19 protein-coding genes are annotated in these 18603 nt (G+C 33.9%); 1 reads left to right on the top strand and 18 read right to left on the bottom strand.

Going from position 1 to position 18603, the window contains the following annotated elements; all coding sequences use genetic code 11:
• Positions 1-3: 3 nt before the first annotated feature.
• The 18 genes from EKM68_RS06525 to EKM68_RS06440 all read right to left on the bottom strand — a co-directional run bounded on the left by EKM68_RS06525 (position 4) and on the right by EKM68_RS06440 (position 17680).
• On the bottom strand, positions 4-966 hold the full coding sequence (locus EKM68_RS06525) for a C-terminal binding protein (protein ID WP_125589024.1): 963 nt from the start codon (positions 964-966) through the stop codon (positions 4-6).
• A gap of 21 nt (positions 967-987) precedes the next feature.
• Positions 988-1752 carry an SDR family oxidoreductase gene (locus EKM68_RS06520; RefSeq protein ID WP_125589022.1) on the bottom strand — a complete coding sequence of 255 codons (765 nt, stop codon included), beginning with the start codon at positions 1750-1752 and terminating at the stop codon, positions 988-990.
• 1 nt (position 1753) lies between these two features.
• Complete coding sequence (locus tag EKM68_RS06515; protein WP_125589020.1) at positions 1754-3007, bottom strand: MFS transporter; 1254 nt, start codon at positions 3005-3007, stop codon at positions 1754-1756.
• Positions 3008-3121: 114 nt separating this feature from the next.
• Positions 3122-3802, bottom strand: coding sequence for a FadR/GntR family transcriptional regulator (locus EKM68_RS06510; protein WP_125589018.1), 681 nt, complete (start codon positions 3800-3802; stop codon positions 3122-3124).
• A 141-nt stretch (positions 3803-3943) separates the two neighbouring features.
• Complete coding sequence (locus tag EKM68_RS06505; protein ID WP_125589016.1) at positions 3944-4594, bottom strand: histidine phosphatase family protein; 651 nt, start codon at positions 4592-4594, stop codon at positions 3944-3946.
• Positions 4595-4664: 70 nt separating this feature from the next.
• Complete coding sequence (deoC, locus tag EKM68_RS06500; RefSeq protein ID WP_125589182.1) at positions 4665-5327, bottom strand: deoxyribose-phosphate aldolase; 663 nt, start codon at positions 5325-5327, stop codon at positions 4665-4667.
• 656 nt (positions 5328-5983) lie between these two features.
• The gene (locus EKM68_RS06495) at positions 5984-6847 is read right to left on the bottom strand and encodes a class II fructose-bisphosphate aldolase (protein WP_125589014.1); all 864 of its coding nucleotides are present in this window, start codon (positions 6845-6847) and stop codon (positions 5984-5986) included.
• A 16-nt stretch (positions 6848-6863) separates the two neighbouring features.
• Positions 6864-7259: a tetratricopeptide repeat protein gene (locus EKM68_RS06490; RefSeq protein WP_125589012.1), complete on the bottom strand. Its 396-nt coding sequence runs from the start codon at positions 7257-7259 to the stop codon at positions 6864-6866.
• 11 nt (positions 7260-7270) lie between these two features.
• The gene (locus EKM68_RS06485) at positions 7271-8560 is read right to left on the bottom strand and encodes a PTS sugar transporter subunit IIC (protein ID WP_125589010.1); all 1290 of its coding nucleotides are present in this window, start codon (positions 8558-8560) and stop codon (positions 7271-7273) included.
• A gap of 26 nt (positions 8561-8586) precedes the next feature.
• A complete protein-coding gene (locus EKM68_RS06480; protein WP_125589008.1) occupies positions 8587-8886 on the bottom strand; it encodes a PTS sugar transporter subunit IIB in 300 nt (99 codons plus the stop codon).
• 14 nt (positions 8887-8900) lie between these two features.
• Positions 8901-10997 (bottom strand): BglG family transcription antiterminator, encoded by a 2097-nt coding sequence (locus tag EKM68_RS06475; protein ID WP_125589006.1) that lies wholly within the window; start codon positions 10995-10997, stop codon positions 8901-8903.
• 229 nt (positions 10998-11226) lie between these two features.
• Entirely contained in the window at positions 11227-11877 is a 651-nt protein-coding gene (locus tag EKM68_RS06470; protein WP_125589004.1) for a histidine phosphatase family protein, read from the bottom strand.
• Positions 11878-11927: 50 nt separating this feature from the next.
• Positions 11928-13982: a BglG family transcription antiterminator gene (locus EKM68_RS06465; protein WP_125589002.1), complete on the bottom strand. Its 2055-nt coding sequence runs from the start codon at positions 13980-13982 to the stop codon at positions 11928-11930.
• 58 nt (positions 13983-14040) lie between these two features.
• Positions 14041-14670 carry a beta/alpha barrel domain-containing protein gene (locus tag EKM68_RS06460; protein ID WP_125589000.1) on the bottom strand — a complete coding sequence of 210 codons (630 nt, stop codon included), beginning with the start codon at positions 14668-14670 and terminating at the stop codon, positions 14041-14043.
• A gap of 11 nt (positions 14671-14681) precedes the next feature.
• Positions 14682-15575: a 4-hydroxy-tetrahydrodipicolinate synthase gene (dapA, locus tag EKM68_RS06455; protein ID WP_125588998.1), complete on the bottom strand. Its 894-nt coding sequence runs from the start codon at positions 15573-15575 to the stop codon at positions 14682-14684.
• A gap of 29 nt (positions 15576-15604) precedes the next feature.
• Complete coding sequence (locus tag EKM68_RS06450; protein WP_125588996.1) at positions 15605-16864, bottom strand: PTS ascorbate transporter subunit IIC; 1260 nt, start codon at positions 16862-16864, stop codon at positions 15605-15607.
• Positions 16865-16897: 33 nt separating this feature from the next.
• Positions 16898-17188 carry a PTS sugar transporter subunit IIB gene (locus tag EKM68_RS06445; protein WP_025024678.1) on the bottom strand — a complete coding sequence of 97 codons (291 nt, stop codon included), beginning with the start codon at positions 17186-17188 and terminating at the stop codon, positions 16898-16900.
• Between the two features lie 27 nt (positions 17189-17215).
• Positions 17216-17680, bottom strand: a complete 465-nt coding sequence (locus EKM68_RS06440; RefSeq protein ID WP_125588994.1) for a PTS sugar transporter subunit IIA — start codon at positions 17678-17680, stop codon at positions 17216-17218.
• 287 nt (positions 17681-17967) lie between these two features.
• Here EKM68_RS06440 and EKM68_RS06435 point away from each other — a divergent pair, with 287 nt between their 5' ends.
• Positions 17968-18573, top strand: coding sequence for a KpsF/GutQ family sugar-phosphate isomerase (locus EKM68_RS06435; RefSeq protein WP_125588992.1), 606 nt, complete (start codon positions 17968-17970; stop codon positions 18571-18573).
• Positions 18574-18603: the final 30 nt, after the last annotated feature.

The following is an 18603-nucleotide window of genomic DNA, read 5'->3' as shown; positions in this document are numbered from 1 at the left end:
AATTTAAACTGGTGTATTTTCAAGTTTATTAATAGGATAATGAATTTTTTCACCGTTAGAGAATCGCACAGATTCCTCCGCAACCTTACGTTTCAATTCACTTGCGGCTTCTTCTGAGTACCAGGCCATATGTGGTGTAGCAATCAAGTTATCGTGACTGAATAACTTGTTGTCAGATGAGACTGGTTCATTTTCCATACAATCAATTCCTGCACCGGAAATTTCACCATTTGTTAACGCCTTGTCCAAATCATCCTCATTAATAATTCCACCACGAGCAACATTGATAATTACGGCAGTATTCTTCATTTTTTTGAATGCTTCATAATTAAATAAATCAATATTTCCATCTGAAGGAATATGAAGAGAAATAGCATCTGAATTTGCAATTAGTTCTTCTAGACTAACTGAGTTGATATAGCTGAATTCTTCTGAATTCTTAAAATATGGATCATATCCCATAATTTTGAATCCAAGCGCATGTGCCTTTGAAGCAAAATCACGGCCAATTCTTCCTAAGCCCACAACCCCAACTGTTTGTTCACTAAATCGATGAATGGGAATTGATTTTTGATAATCCCATTTATTATTTTTAGTATTATCATTCATCATGACAATTTTTCTCTTAAGACTTAACAATAGAGCCATTGCATGATCTGCCACTTCGTTCATTCCATAATCGGGAACATTCCCGACCTGGATTCCATGTTTTGTAGCTTCTGGAAGATCAATTGTATCAACTCCAACACCATATCTAACAATATATTTCAAAGATGGAATAGCATCCATTACCTTTTTAGTGATCTTTGCATATTGAACAATAAAAATTTCACCATCACTACATTGATTAATTACTTCATCTTCAGTTTTGGCATTACACAAAGTCACTTCCATATTTGCATCAGCAAAAACTTTTTTCTCAATATCAACACTATCATGGTCACAATCAGTAATATAAACTTTCATGATTTCATCTCCCGTATTTTATTATTTAACTAGGTATCCACCATCAACTGGAATAATTGCACCATTAATGTAATTTGAAGCATCAGATGCTAGCCAAACGACTGGGCCCTTCATATCTTCTGGTTGTCCCCATGCTTTAGCAGGAATTCTGTTTGTAATTGCTTCATAACGAGGATTTGCTGGATCTAATAAAGCAGTGTTCATCTCTGTTGCCATGTATCCTGGTGCCAAAGCATTGACATTAATACCTTTCTCAGCCCATTCGTTACATAGGGCCTTTGTTAATTGAGCAACACCACCTTTTGATGCTGCATATGCTGGAACAGTATATCCACCAAAGAACGAAAGCATTGATGCAATATTGATGATTTTTCCAGAACTATCTTGTGATATAAATTGTTGTCCAGCTAACTTACAAAGTCCAAATACAGCACGTAAGTTAACGTTAATAACAAAATCCCAATCTTCCATAGGGAATTCTTCACTTTTATGTCTGCGTTGAACACCAGCACCATTAACTAAAATATCTAAGTGGCCGCCCAAATCTTTTACAGCTTCCTTAAAAGCTTCTTCGCGTTTACTGTCGTCTCCTAGATCAGCGATTACTGAATGACATGTAAATCCGTTTTTTGTAAATTCTTCTGCCACTTCAGTTGCCTTTGGGTTAATATCTAAAATTGTGACTTCTGCTCCTGCTTCCATCAAACCTTCTGCCATACCATGGCTTAATCCTTGCGCTGCTCCTGTAACAATTGCTTTCTTACCAGTCAAATCATTTAAGTTCATTTTATTTTCCTCCTAAATTTAAAGCTTCTACATTTATTGTTTTTTTATGAGAATCCAAATATCTGTTTAATAATCCTAAAAGAACCATTGCTACTGCAACCATAGCTAACATAATAATAAACACCGGAACATACGAACCTGTACTTTCATAAATTTTGCTTGATCCATAGGATCCAATAAATACTGAAATAATTCCGTAACTGTTAATTACACCAAAGTTTAAGGCCATATTTTTAAGACCCCAAACCGATTTCGTAAAATATGTCATTACGATCAATATTGATCCAAACGACATACCACAAAGTAAACAACCCAAGGATAGAATTACAACATTGTTGTTATATTCGGATAACAGTAATAATCCTATCGCAACTACATATAAACAATTTGAGAATAACATTGTTTTTTTTCTACCGAACCTGTCTAATATAAAGCCTCCAATAAGACGTCCACCACCGTTACCTAAACTCACCAATCCAACGATGATTGCTGCCAAAGTAGCTTCTATATGATGTTGATCGGGTAAACTCTTACCAATACCTAAAATTCCTAATCCAACTCCGCCTAATAGAACCATCCATAAATAGAATAAGTAAAAAACTGGATCACGTAGCATATCATGAAAGTCTTTATCTTCTGCATCAACTGAAGAATTCTCTTTATCAGCTTTCACTTTAATAATATGATCATTTTCCGTAGGATTTTTTATTACAAACGAACTGAATACTACTAATCCTCCAAAGATCACACCAATTGCTACAAATACCGGTCTCCAAGGTAGAATTGCATAAATCTTGGTAATGATTGGCCCCAATATAAATGCACCCATTCCATAACTCATCAATAATGCACCTTGAGCTTTTCCAACCTTGTCAGGATACCAAGCAGTAATTGTAGGTAAAATTCCGTTATAAACGAAACCTATACCAAGACTTGTTAACACTCCATATAACATGTACAGAACCAATAAGTCATATGGATCATTAGCAAATGCCGAACCAACGAAACCTATAAATATTAAGACCGCTCCCCAGTTGAAAACCATTTTAACTGTATGCTGTTTCAATAATCTCCCAGCAATAATATTACCAATCGTAAAACTTATTATTGAAAGTACAAAGATCATTGAAAGTTCAGACGGTGTCCAATTGAATTCATCTTTCAAAGGAACCATGACTATTGTGTATGCGTATATCAATCCTAAAGAAAGTAATAATATACACGCATCCAATAGAAGATACTTTCTCTTTCCCACTTATAATTCGCCTCTTTCTAAAAAACAAATATTTTTAAGCAAGCGCTTACCATCAAATGTAAAAAAAGTCATCTGATGAATTAAAACTATCATGCATCAGATGACTTTGTCAATTTATTTTTCTATTAAACCTTTAAACGCTAATCTATTATTGGACATATGAACCATCATTGCATCGTGTGCCAGTACTGGGTTATGAGCTGCGATAGATTGGCAAATTTCTTTATGAATCTTGACTGTAAATTTTTTTGCATCTTCATCATCATAATTCTTATTGAACAATGAAATAGAAGTGTTTATTATCGGTAAAATATAAGAGTAAGCCATGTTATTACTAGCCTTTGCGATTAATGAATGAAATTTTATATCCAAATTAACATGATCATCATTTCCATCATTAAACGATTCTTCTATTTTTTTTGCTAATAATTTTATTTCATAAATTTGATCATCAGTAGCATTTGTGGCTGCTAAAGCTGCCACCTCGGGTTCTAGTACGTAACGCATATCATAAAAATCACTTATCATTTTAGTTTTGTCACGTATCATAGTAAGTCCAAAAGGATCAGTTGACCGGCCTTCTTTATCACTTACATAAGTTCCTGATCCCTGCCTAACTTCTAAAATATTCCTTGAAATCAGTATTCTTATAGCCTCTCTAAATGTACTTCTACCAACATCTAAATCGGTTGATAGAGTATATTCATTTGGAAGTTTTTCACCAGGTTGAATATTATTTCTTTTTATATATTCAATGACCTTTTCTGTAGTTTGTTCAACTAGGTTTTGAGCCATAACATATCCCTCCAAGTCATCATATGTATTTGTCAAAATATTAATAAGCTTTATTTCTATACATTTATTATACTACACTAACATGTGATGACTTTCCAAATATTACAAGCAATGAATCCAAATTACTTTTAATGTGTTGTACTATTTAGGTAATATATTATATTCAACCACTTTAAAGGTATCGTTTGTCAAAAGTGCCTTCGTAATACTTCCATTTTCAGGAAATGATTGTGTAACATCGACTTTAGGTTTGAAATATTCTAAAATAATCGTTTCAATTAAAGTCCCATGTGTGACCACAAGAATTCGAGAATCATTGGCATTTTCTTTTCTTAATTTATTTAATCCATTATTAAAACGAACTAACAAATCATTGTAATCTTCGGCATATCCCCATGGGTCTGCTTTTTTCATAACACTCCTTGTAAATTCCATTGAATATTTTTTTGCGAAATCTATTTGATTAGTAAATCCGTAAGGCTTTGCTAACTTTTTCCACAATTCTGTACTATTCAAGCCTTCCAAAGATCCAAATGAAATTTCACGAAAGTTCTGACTAATTCTTAAATCTAATGAACTCACTTTATTTTCCTTTTTGATAATATTTGCAGTATCAATTGCTCTTTTTAAATCAGAACTATACAATGCATCAAAGTGAACATTTTCAAGATACTTTCCAGTCTTTTTCAAATCATCAATTCCTTGTTTTGTTAATGGTGTATCTGACCATCCTTGCATTTTATCCATCAAATTAAACAACGTTTGCCCATGTCTTATAAAATATATTTCCATCTTTACCTCCCACACTAGAAAACTAGGGAAATGCCAAAGACCGACATTCCCCTAGCTTATTTATTAAAATTTACTTTTTATTAACGATTGATATGCTTTGACTCGTACCTAATCTAGATGCACCATTCTTAATCATTTCCATAGCCTCAGTATACGAATGAATACCACCAGATGCTTTGACTAGTGTATTAGGCCCAACATTCTTTTTTAAAATAGCTACATCATGAGCGCTAGCACCTTTTGAAGAGAAACCTGTAGAGGTTTTAACAAAATCTGCACCATTATTCGAAACGATTTCTGCAGCTTTTGCCTTTTCTTCATCAGTAAGAAATGAAGTTTCAATAATAACTTTTAAAATTCGTTTGCTTCCATGTGCTAGCCTTGCAAGTGTTTTTATCTCATTGCCAACATATGTATAGTTCCCAGCTTTAAACATCCCGATATTCATAACCATGTCCAGTTCATCCGCACCATTTTGTATTGCATTCTCTAATTCAAATTCTTTAACTGTTGTTGTGTTTGCTCCCAAGGGAAACCCTATTACTGTAGCGGTTTTAACGTTTGTGTCTTTTAACTGTGAACTGACATATTCCACCCAAAATGGATTTACCATAACTGAACAGAACTTATATTCTTTGGCTTCATTTATCATATTCTCAACGTCGGTCTTAGTTGCATCAGGTTTAAGCAAAGTATGATCAATAAAACTATTTAAAGGTTCATGGCTTTGCATTATTTCTGATATTTTATCAATAATTCCTTTATAATCAACCTTAGAAAAATCTGAGACATCTACTTTGAATACTTTTCCTAAAGAAAAATCATCATACTTTTTGCCTGTTAAAAAGTTTTTCAACTCTTCTTTTGTTGGTTTTATATCTGCCTTACTCCTATCTTTTAATACATCTCCAGGTTGATAATGATTCATTAAATGTCCTAAGTGTCGTTCCGGATCTAGATCACGTTTTATCTGGCGTTCATACAAAGTATCAATATCCGCCGTCAAAACTACGGAAATATCTTGATATTCAAACTTATCACTTAATCTCTTCAAAGTACCCCATTGTTTAAGACTAAACGGATAATCAGAGATAATTGAATTTCCTTTTTCCATTTCGGTTTTAACTTTCTCCAAGTAAAGCTGTAATGCCTCATAGTCAAGCATTTCTTTCTCATCTAAATTACTAAATCCATATTTATCATAAAGATATTCTTTTTCTACATCGATGGATAATTCTACAAGACCTGAAATTTTTTCTCGTATCATTCTATCAAAATAGGATTTACCCGTTCCTGGTGACCCTGCCATTAACAACAATGTTTTTTTCAAAATAATTCCTCCAATAATATAAAAGAGTTTCTGCACTCAGCAGAAACCCTTTTTATTTTTTATTCTGTAACCGCTGAAATTGGGCTTTTCTTATTCATAAACAAGTCAATCTTGTGCGCAATAATATCATGTACCGCCTTGTTACATGGCATTATATTATTTCTAAGTGAATTATTAACTTCAGTTTTTCCAAAGTATTCTTGAGCTGTTCTAGTCCAAGCAACCAATAATTCTGTACCAACATTGAATTTACGAATTCCGTTTTCTGTCAAACGGTGATAATCATCCTCATTAACACCGGTTCCACCATGTACAACCAATGGTTTGTCAATATCGGCATGGATTTCCTCAAGTAATGGGAAATTTAACTTAGTCTTTGATTGGAATTGACCGTGGTGAGTCCCAATACCAACAGCCAATGCATCTACATCACATTCTTTTACAAACTCAATTGCGTCCTTAGGATCCGTGTATTGTCCCTCTTTAACTGTGAATCCTTCTTCAGTACCACCGATAGTACCTATTTCCGCTTCAACAGACACTCCGTGACCATGTGCATACTCAATCACGCGCTTTGTTTTAGCGATGTTTTCCTTAAATGGTAATAACGAACCATCAAACATTACTGAACTATATCCTGCATCAATAGCATCTTTAATATCAGTTAAGTCTCTAGCGTGATCTAGATGTAATACTACATCTACAGCTTCTTTGTCTGACATTGACTTACATACAGCAACGAAGTTACTCATGCCAACGTAACGTGCAGTTGAAACACTTGTTTGTATAATAATTGGTGAACCTGAATCACGTGCAGCTTCAATCATACTTGGTACCATTTCTAGATTATGTGCATTAAATGCTCCAACGGTATAATCCAATTCTTCTGCTTCTTTTAATACTGATGCTAACGTTTTATACATTATATAAATCCTCCAATTAGTAATTTGATTTTAAGACACGTTTTGAAATGCTCATTAAATCATCCATTTTCCCGACATACTTTTGAATACCATCATCATTCTTTTGATATGCAGCTTCTTTTCTTTTTTCTTCGTACAATTTAAGTAATGCGTTGTACGCATCTCCAAATTGTTCTTTTTCATTTAGACTGTCTTCGTAATACTTGATTGCATTATTTTTATCATCTAATTTTTCATACGTAGATCCCAAATTATTTAAAGTAACAATTTTGTCATTACCAGATTGCTCTTTAACAACCGCCTTCAATGATTGAATTTCATTATTCAAAGTACTTTTTTCTTCATCAGTTAATTGGACTTTCGTCTCCTCAACTGGTTTTTTTTCTTTTTTATTATTAAATAAACCAAACATGTTTTACCTCCTTAAACTGCCTTAAGAATTGGTGAAATTATCCATGCATACATTAAGCAAGCTACGATTGTATCTGAATCTGTTGCTGAGGCATTGGTGAATCCCATATGTGTTAGAACTCCTACTAATAGTGCGGGTAGCAATGTAATAAATAGTCCGTGAATAACACCACCAATAATTGCGCCACGACGACCACCAACTGCATTACCAAAGATACCAGCAGTACCACCAGCAAAGAAGTTAGTTAACATACCAGGCAAAATAACGGCTAATCCGAATACTGGTAGGAAAAACATCCCAATGACTGTTCCAATCGTTGTTGTAATAAATCCAATAATTACTGAATTTGGTGAATATGGGAACAGAACTGGACAATCCAGCGCAGGTTTTGAATTTGGAACAAGTTTCATAGCAATACCACGGAAAGCTGGAACAATTTCACCAAGTAATAGTCTTACTCCGGCTAGCAATACGTAGACACCAACAACGAATTGAATGGCTTGTAAGAATGCAAACATCATATAATTCATGCCACCAGCACCGATTGCTCCATACTTAGGACCAGCAAATGCTGCCGTAACAAGATATAACGGAACCATAACTACCATTACGGATAGATATGTGTCTTGCATAAATTCCAAACTCTTTGGTAGCTTCATATCTTCTAGTGAATGTTTTTTTTCACCACGTTCACCGAACAACCATGCAGCACCTGATTCAACCATGTAACCTACGGTACAAAAGTGTCCCAGAGCAATCGCATCATTACCCGTAATTTTTCTAACAATTGGTTGTGCAACAGCAGGCATAGCAACGGCAAATATACCACCTATAACACTTCCCAAAGCTATTAGCGGAAAACCACTTAGACCTGCAGCATGACCACCGATCGTAGTCATAGTTGCCATCCAAAGAAGTGCTTGTCCTGTTAGGAAAATATATTTCCATGGACTAAATCTTGCAATTATAATATTTACAATAAAAATACCTAAAAACGTCAAAGCAATTTCATTACCCAATCCCAGTTGATTCATTGCTTGACCATTTATGGCCTCAATGCTGGGAACAATCCCCCTTAAATGGAAACCATGTGAGAAAATTTTTCCAAAATAGGTCAAACTGGCAACGATAATGGAAGAACCGGCAGACAAAACTTCAAATCCAAGCAATGTCTTAAATGTCCCGGCAAGTACGCTACCAAAAGACTTTCTCTGGAGAATCAAACCCAATGCAGCAATCAAAGCAATGGTTATCGCAGCTTGAGTCAAAATATTATCAATAATAAATTTAATAACAACCATGACTAGTCACCCCTTATCCGATTAAATTATTCTAGTTCCTTAATAACTGGAATTAGTTTCTCCTCAATTTCTTTTTGATCTACGATATTGTGCAAAAATACAAATCTAATTGCTGGATCCAAATCAAATTTTTCAAATTGTGGCTTAAAATTCTCTGCCGAAACGATGATATCTGTTCTCAAACCAGGTGTTGATGAAATCGCCTCGTGATCCATAGATTCATCCAATCCATATTTACTTAACACATCTTCAGCAGTCATTTGACAGGCAAGACTGCTGCCCAAACCAGCTCCACAAATGAAAAAGATTTTAAGTTTTTTTGCCATAATTAATATCTCCTCTAATTATTTTGTGTTTTCTTTTCAAACAGTGTTTCTTTAAAACTCTCTAAATCTTTGATTCCAGATAATTTTTCAATTCTTCCTGGATCTGACACTAATTGAACAATTGCTTTCATAATATTCAGATGTGAATAATTATTTACAGCTGATAGACAAAATACGAGAGAAACTGGATCATTATCTTTGTTACCAAAATTAACAGGTGTTGATAATGTCAATACACTGACACCCAATTGATTGGCACCTTCTTCAGGTCGTGCATGTGCGAGCGCTAAGCCAGGCCCTATAACTATATATGGACCAAACTTTATAACCGCTTCTAACATTGCATGAACGTAATGATCATTTATAACATTGTCATCAACCAACGGCTGAGCAGCCAATTGAATTGCTTCTTTCCAATTATCAACTTTTTTCTGAATTTGAATTCTATCATCTGTTAGTAAATCCTCTAGCATTGGTTGCACCTCCTTCTTATTTACAAATAAATTATTGTTCCTGAATTCATTAGATAAATCCTTAATAAATTCATTCGTAACACTATGATACGTATCGCTAACACAGCCCAAAATATCATCAAATAGCTTGTTAGCATTTACCCTTGGCGATCTTTTAGATGCTTTATGTCCTTTTAGAAAATTATTAATTACTAAATAATCACTTTCTTGTGGTATCGGTGGCAATTTGATGCTCGGAATACTGCCTGTTTCAACCTGAATAGTTTTTACAACCAAATCAATTGATAGCTTTGATAGAACCTTAATATCAGAAACACTTAATACTGCTAAAACTTCGATATTAAACTTTTTCTCTAAATTTGCCGCTAGCAGATGTCCAGTTGCTAAGCCATAATTACAGACAACGGCTACTCGATATTTGTATTCTTGATCACGCTCTATTTGCATCTCAGCAGTTCCAAAATATACTGTTATATAGCAGATTTCGTCATCCGATACTTCAAAATCCTGATCTTTGAAATAATCATTCATAAATCTATCAATGTATCCATATATATCTGGATAATTAGTTTTGATTATTTGTTTCAACGGATTATACGATTGAATTCTCTCGTGAAGCCTGTAAACTAAACCAGTCAGATGATTATATAATCCTTCGTACAAATCCTCTTGTGTTGAAAGTGGAAGTGACAACTGTTTTTCCATATATGTTACTAATTGCATAGTTAAAATCTGTGTTTCAACCCATTCACTATTAGTATTTTTCATATTTGAATTAAAACTATTCAGAACGAAATATATATAGCGAAACTCTGTATCATCAATATTTTCTAATTTAAAATCAGAAGATAATTTATTAACGTAATTAATTATCTTTTCATCCCTGGGAACCCATTTGTCATGGCTCTCAGCTACGATTCGCCTATCACTCAATATCCTTTGAATCCAAACACACGAATGCAAAATCAGCTGATAATCATTGGCAACATTTCCCGTCGAACCTACTTTTTGAATTTCATCGGAATATATCTTTTTTACTGCCTCGATTAATTGCACAGGAATTAATCGTTCAATACTATTAGAAATAATATTGTTATACGTTGAATCAATACTAATCAATCTAGAAAGGTCAGTATTCTGTGTAATTGCATCCGCAATCATCATCCTAATTGACCTCTCAGCACCCTCTATCTGCACTCCACCTTTTGCACTAGTGACAGCCTTCAAGGAATATCTTTCAAGAAAGCTCCTTAGTACTCTCATATCTTCATCAATTGTGCTTTTGCTTATTTTCAGTTTTGCCTGCTCCTGATAAACGAATACTGGAGTATCCTTTATCAAAACATCAAAAAGTAAAATGACAAATCTTTCTTTTGGTGAATAATAATCTGCATCATCTCCCAATATGCGAAGATCTTCGATTTTATTTAGATCATCTTTTAAATGATCTAAACGAATGAATCCTCTATTTTGATAGATATCTGAAAGACCACTTTTACTAAAAATCGAATTAATAGTTTTCAATTCATTTCTAATTGTTCTATCTGAAACGTTTAACATTTCACCTAACTCGTGTATTTTCATTCCGTTAGGTTTAGAAAGTAATATATGAATTATCCTATCTGTTCTTTTGGTCATCTTCCCTTACCTCAACCCCAATTCTATGTGATCGCTTTCAAAGATTAAAGTTCATCTTTTTTCAATATCAAATGGAAAAGTTCTCTACTCAATATTGAGGACACAAAAAAAGCCGACCCAAAGGTCGACCTGATGTATATTTACAAAATCAGAGTTTTTAATTCTTCAAAAATTACAACAAAAAAGAGATAATCATCGATTATCCCTTACGTAGACACAGCATTCAGCTTTATTTAGGTACAATATTAAATTCTTTTAAACTAAATTTATCTTTATTCAAATTTGTAATAGTAATACTTCCATTGTCTGGAAATGCTCTATAGCTATCAAAATTACTTTTGAAATATTTCAAAAGTAAAGTTTCTATATACGCACCGTGTGTTACAACAAGAATCCTAGAATCATCAGGATTCTCATCCAATAACTGTTTTACAGCCCTCTCTATCCTAACTCCCAAATCAGATGTATCTTCTGCCCAGTGCTTAGGATCTCCTTTTTTCAATACTTCCCGAGCAAATTCAATAGAATACTTTTCTGATACTTCATTTTGAGTAGAACAACCGTATGGTTTTGCTAACATACCCCATGTTTTTGCAGCCTCCGATCCTTCAAAAAAACCAAAAAATATTTCTCGAAAGTTACTACCTATTTTTATTTTAGGAGGATTTTCCAAATTCTCATTTTTGATTATCTCTGCTGTATCCATGGCTCTCTTCAAATCAGAACTATAAATAGCATCAAACTTAGTGTTCTGAAGATATTTTCCCGTTATTTTTAAATCCTCAATGCCTTGTTCTGTAAGTGGAGTATCCGACCATCCCTGCATTCTATTTATTAGATTAAATATTGTCTGACCGTGTCTTACAAAATAAACTTCCATAAAAATCACCTCCTGACTATTACACGATATATCCAATATACTTAAAATTGTTATTCATTCAATTGCTTATAAATAAAATTCATTACCTCATCCACTGTTGTTTCGGGATCATCCAATAAATGTAAGAAACTTTTCATATTCAACAAGAACATCAAATCTTGTAAGGCGCTTAAATGATCCGTTGAATTGATTGCACTTAGTACAAAAATATATTTGACTCTTTTACCTTTACTTAAAAATATCGGTTCACTCAAGGTAGTGAGTCCAATGCCAATTTCCTTAGCTCCATATTGTGGATTAGTATGTGGTAATGCTATATCTGGAGCAATAATAAACGTAGACTCATTATTATTTATCTGGTTAATTATTTCATCTACATACCCTTGACTAATTACTTTTTTACCTAGTAATGGTTGTGAAGCATATGAAACAGCCTCAGCAAAATCCGCACTATCTACTTTTAACTTTACAAATTCTGGTTTTAGAACATCCAATAAAGAAATTTTGCGTTTATTAAATACGGCTTTTGGCTTGAACACATTATCAGCAAGTTCTTTTCTAATTCTATTTAACATGTCCGAGTTATCAACGTTATGACCGACGATTCTCATAACCGAATCCAGCGTTGGTACAACAAAGTCAGTAGTAGAAAATTCACTATTAACTTTTTGCATAATTGAATACTTATCATTAGTCGTCATAATAGGATTAATAACAAAACAAGGCTTACCTTTAGCAAATAATTCACTACGATAAAACGTTGAAAAGATCATATCTATCTCTTCTATATGTTTATCCAGATCTGAATACGGAAACGGCATCAGAAATTTAATATTAGGAAATAAACTGGTCAACTGAAGGTATGCAAGCGCCGAACTTCCAATTCCATTTGGGCACACAATTGCGGCTGATAGAAAATGTTTCTTTTGACTATTGGAATTGTAAATGAACCCAATTAAATGAATTGTCAAAAACGCTATTTCTTCATCCGGGACCTTTCCTAGTTCTTCCCTGAATGGTACTACAGCTTGAGTAACCAAAGTGAATATTTCTCCATATTCCTGGATAACTTGCTTAGTCAAAGGATTAGTAATTGGAAATTTAAATTGGAGTCTGAAATACATGGATCTAAAATGCGTAAATAATTGATGAACCACTTTGTCATTATCAACAAAACTAATACCTGATATATCCGAAAACTGTTTGACGATTGAACCAGTAATATCGTAAATATGTTTATCTTCAATTAAATTATCATATCCTCCAATACTTAGACACAATACTATTGTCGTAATGTACTTAACTGTATTTACGTTGGTTATCCCGAGTTTTCCAAGTATCTCTTCCGAAAATGTGTATTCATTCGTTTTATTTATTTCGTAATATTTTGCCTTTGCAGGCATATAATTGGGCTTCATTAATAACCTATTCAAAATTATTACCAAAATATAACAGAATTCTCTTAATCTGTTTTCAACGAAATCAATGTCATACTTGTTTGATGCATTAGAGACCATGTTAAATATATTTTTGATTTTATAATCACTATTTAACTTTATAAAATTATCTAATAAATCTGCTCTATTCTCGACTAATTCATTAGCAACTGATTTTATCAAATAACTTCTTACAGCATTTTCATTTCCAACAATTTTATAACCATTTTTTCTGTCATAACTTATCTTCAGTTGCTCATCCAATAGTTCTACTTCTAATTGTTTTAAATCCTTAGATACTGTGGATTGACTAACTTGTAAAAGTTCCTGTAGATGAACTAGGGATAAATAATCATTATTTGTAGATAATAATAAAACCAGAAAAAGTTTACGTTCCTCTGTACTAAGAATATATCCTTTCAAAGAGGTTAAATTATCTGATACTCTTATACTCAAAAGAAACTTATAGGTGTCACTTGGTACTGTTATATATACGCCTTCAGAATCAATATTATTCTTATCCTGACTTGATAAGTATTGATTTAATTTTTCTATCGAATATTCTATTTGTCGATCGGTTAAAGAAAGACTCTTAATTAATTCGTCCTTTGTCAAAATTGGATTTTGAATAAGTTTATCAATAATTTGTAATTGCTTTTTATCTAGCATCAAAGTCCCCCTCTTCAAAAAAACTGACAGCCCTGTATAAGACTGCCAGCTTTAATTATTATTTTTGACGGAACTCGTCGATTTTCTTTCTAAATATTGCAGCATTTTCAGCAATATCATCAACGGAACCTTTTGATAAGGCCCCACCAATACCAACTACATCCGTTCCTGCTTCTAACCATTCTGTGATATTATCTACATTTACTCCACCAGATTCAATTAGTGGTAGATAAGGAATCGGTGTTTTCATAGTTTTGATCAATTCAGGACCGACAATGCCACCATATGGGAATATTTTGACAAAGGTCGCACCGGCTCTTAACGCTTCAATAGCCTCAGTAACTGAAGTACAACCAGGTGCATAGGGAATTTGATACTGATTACATAGGATAGCCACATCTTTATCAAAGATTGGTGAATATATAAAGTCGGCACCGTTAGAAATTGCATCTTTAGCAGTTGGTCCATCTAAAATTGTCCCAGCTCCAACCAACAACTTATCTCCAAATTTCTTTTGAAGTGTTCTAATAGATTCTGGAGCGCTAGCTATTGTATAACTAACTTCCATAACGTCTACTCCACCTTTAACAATTCCTTCAGCAATTTCAACTACTCTATCAGGTTCAGCACGAACGACTGCAAGAGCACCTGAATTAATGATTCTATTCATTCGATCTAGTTTCTTCATAAGATACACCTCTAAATAATCTTGTTATCCTTATAATATTTGACCATTTCTCTAATTTTTTCTTCTTGTTCCGAAGTTGGCATACTTGCGGGATAACGTGCAGGTCCAACATCAACACCAGATGCAGTTACTGATGCCTTAAGAGCTGTTGGAGTGGTACGCATATGCAATATTTCTCTCAAAGGTTCAATTTGTTTTTGACATCTTTCTGCGTTCTCCAGATCTCCATCTTTGAAATACTTGTAAATATCAACATCATTTTGTGTTAATAAATTTGCTGTGGCTGCAATGGCTCCATCACCACCAGCTTCAAGTAGTGCCAATATTTTAGAATCTGAACCTGATAGAACAGCAAAGTTCTTATCATTGCGAAGTTTCAAGTAGCCCTTCATATTATCAATTTTTCCAGAACTATCTTTGACGCCGATGATATTCTTGTTCTTTGACAAAACTGCCACAGTCTCTGGATCCACATTGACACCTGTCTTACCAGGCATGTTATAAATTAAAATTGGTACTGAAACAGCATCTGCAAGTTTTTCAAAATGATCAATTAATTCTTCTTGTGTTGGTGCTACAAAGTATGGTGTAACAACCGACAAAGCGTCAGGATTCAAAGTGGCAATTCTTTTACTAAATGCAATTGTTTCCCTTGTGCTATTCAAACCTGTTCCAACATATACATTTGTTCTGCCTTTAACATAATCGATGACATACTTAGCAAATTCATATTTTTCGTCTTGCGTAAGGGCATAAGCCTCTCCATTTGTACCTAATATGAAAATACCGTTAATCTTATGTTCTAATAGACGATCCAACAGCTTGGCCGTCTTCTCGTAACTAATATTTTGATCATCATCCAGCGGTGTAACCATCGCAACTATGATTCCTGAAACATCAACCATAAATTAAAATTCCTCCTAAAAATGAATTATTAGTGAATTAAACCTAAGAACCAATTTAATAATGAACCGATAACGTTGTAATCGACGTTAGGGAATGTTGATCCGGTAATACCCATTCCAGCAAATGTTGGATATAGCAATAATGGTAAGAAGGCTAATAATAGTCCGACTACAAATGAACCTAATACGGCGCCTCTCCAACCACCGGTTGAGTTACCGAATATACCCGCTGTACCACCTGAGAAGAAACAAATGTGAGCAGCCGGAATAATAACAATAGGGAACTTCAGGAATACCATTACAACAATTGATAACAAACCAGCTACATATGAGCTCAAGAATCCAACCAATACGGCTGTTGGTGCAAATGGGAAGATTGTTGGAACATCCAAGGCTGGACGTGATCCAGGAATGAATTTTTCTGAAATAGCAACGAAAGCTGCTGTGATTTCGGCCAAAAACATACGAACACCAGTCATCAATATAGAAATTCCGGCTGTAAATGTTAGCGCTTGGATCATTGGGAATACTAACCAGTCTGTTGTACCAGCAAGTTTTGAAACGACTGTCTTACCTGCAGCGATTGCAGCTACATAAAAGATAATTATCATAACAACTGCAACACCCATTAAGAAATCCTTGAAGAAGGATAACCATTGTGGGAAGTTAATATTTTCTGTTGTTTCATCTTTGTGTTTTTTGAAAACTCCACCGAGTAAACCAGATAGAGCATAACCAATCATATTGAAGTGACCAATGGCTTGGAAATCTCCACCAGTAATTTTTCTCATGAATGGTTGACATAATTGTGGCAGTGCTGCTGAAACAAATCCTAATAATGTACCACCGACAACAATGGCGATCGTATTACTGTATCCATATGATTTCAGAATTAATGCTAGAACACAGGCGAAGAACAAACTGTGACCACCTGTGAAGAAAACGTTCTTAAATGGTGTGATTCTGGCAAATACCAAGTTCATGATAAAGCCCATAATCAATGTAACTGAAACTACAAAACCATATTTACCTTGTGCTAAGGCTGTGGCAGCCTCAGGTGAGGCAATAACACCAGTTAAATGAAAACCCTTTTGAAACATAACGTTAAAGTTTTGTAACGTCCCTGTCATTGTTGTGGCACCAACACCAAAGATCAAGAATCCAATGGCTGTTCTAAAAGTACCAGTTAATACTTCGGTTGCCTTTTTATGTTGGGCAACCAAACCAATACAAGAAACTAAAGCTAATAGAATTGCTGGATTAGATAGTAAACTTACTAAGAAATTCATACATTCGTCCCCCTCAAATTTTTAATTTAAAATTTATTCTTCACCGATGTTTTTCAATGCAGCAGATAATTTAGTATAAATTTCATCTTTATCAAGAATATTTTTAATTCCAACTACTTCTTTTTTAATTCCTTGCTCCTTTAGTTCATCTGCAACATCACTCAATGAAACGACGATTGGTCCATCAAAGCTTGGTAAACCATCTAATGATGAGTGTTCTACTTGAACGGGAAGATCATGTTCACTAATAACCTCATTTAATTTAATCTTTAACATCAAACTTGATCCAACTCCTGCACGACATGCTACTAATGCTTTAACCATAATAAATACTTCCTTCCACTATCCTCATTAGGATATTTTCTTATTTAATACAGAATCTTTTATGAACTGTAAAATTTCTCTTGAGCTCTGTGCCTCATCCAAAACCTTATAGAATTCACTGCCAGATAATAAGCCTACTAATTCTTGCATTGCTTTTAAATGCGAATCACTATCAGGCGCACTTAAAGTAAACACATATGAAACGGGATCATTATCAGCATTATTAAATTTTATTGCCGGTTTCAAAGTTGAAATACCCATTGCTAATACCTCAGCTCCAGATTCACTAGGTGCATGTGCCAATGCTACATGAGGTGCAATGACAAAATATGGTCCATATTCATTAACAGAATTAATAATTTCAGAAACATAATTTTCTGTAATATAATCATCATCCACCAACGGCTGTGCAGATTTTCTAACTGCATCTTTCCAATCACTGGCTTCAATATTAAGTTTTATCAAATCCTCTTGTATAATCTTTTCAATCATTAACAACACCGCCTAATTTCTTTTACGAGTTCATTATAATTTCGTAATAAGTATCAAAACAACTGGAATCGCTTTCAGCTTTTGCCTGATGGTCTACATAAATTACAATCATAATAACTGTAAGATCTCTACAAAGGCTAATCCATAGCCCTTTTCAAGTGATAGTGAACTATGTAACATTGTACTTAGTAACACAACACAGACACAATATGGCAACAATCATAATTGACCATATATGGTCAATTGATTAAGAATAAAACCAGAAAGTTGCAATGGAGGTAATATAAATGTCTGAAAAATATTCAGATCTAATACATGGTTTTATTCAAAGTGAAATTGACGCCGTACAAGAAATCGATAATAATGTGGATGAAAATTACGATTCAGTAATAGATACTCTATTAAATATGGATGGAAAATTGATTTTTATGGGTGTAGGTAAATCAGGCCTAATAGGTAGAAAATTAGCAGCAACATTTTCAAGTACAGGTACACCATCATTTTTTGTTCATGCAACAGAAAGTGTTCATGGAGATTTGGGAATGATTCAGAAAAATGATACAGTCATTCTCATCTCAAATAGTGGTGAAACTAAAGAGATTTTGGCTCCAATACCATCCCTTAAGAGAATTGGAACAAAACTAATTGCATTCACTGGCAAAGAAACCTCATCATTAGCTCAACAATGTGATCAAACTCTAGTTATTCCCATTGATCATGAGGCAGATAATCTAAATCTTGCTCCTACAAATAGTTCAACCGGGGTATTAGTTGTTGGAGATGCAATTGCTTGTACACTATCTGAGCTAAAGGGCTTCACCAAAGAAAACTTTGCTACATTTCATCCAGGTGGTGCACTTGGTAAAAAGCTTCTTAAATCTCAATCTGTTTAAAACTAATAACAATTATGCAAAGATGCTGAA

Source organism: Companilactobacillus jidongensis (assembly GCF_003946575.1).
Lineage (GTDB): Bacteria > Bacillota > Bacilli > Lactobacillales > Lactobacillaceae > Companilactobacillus > Companilactobacillus jidongensis.
This window is presented reverse-complemented; position numbering and strand designations above follow the sequence as displayed.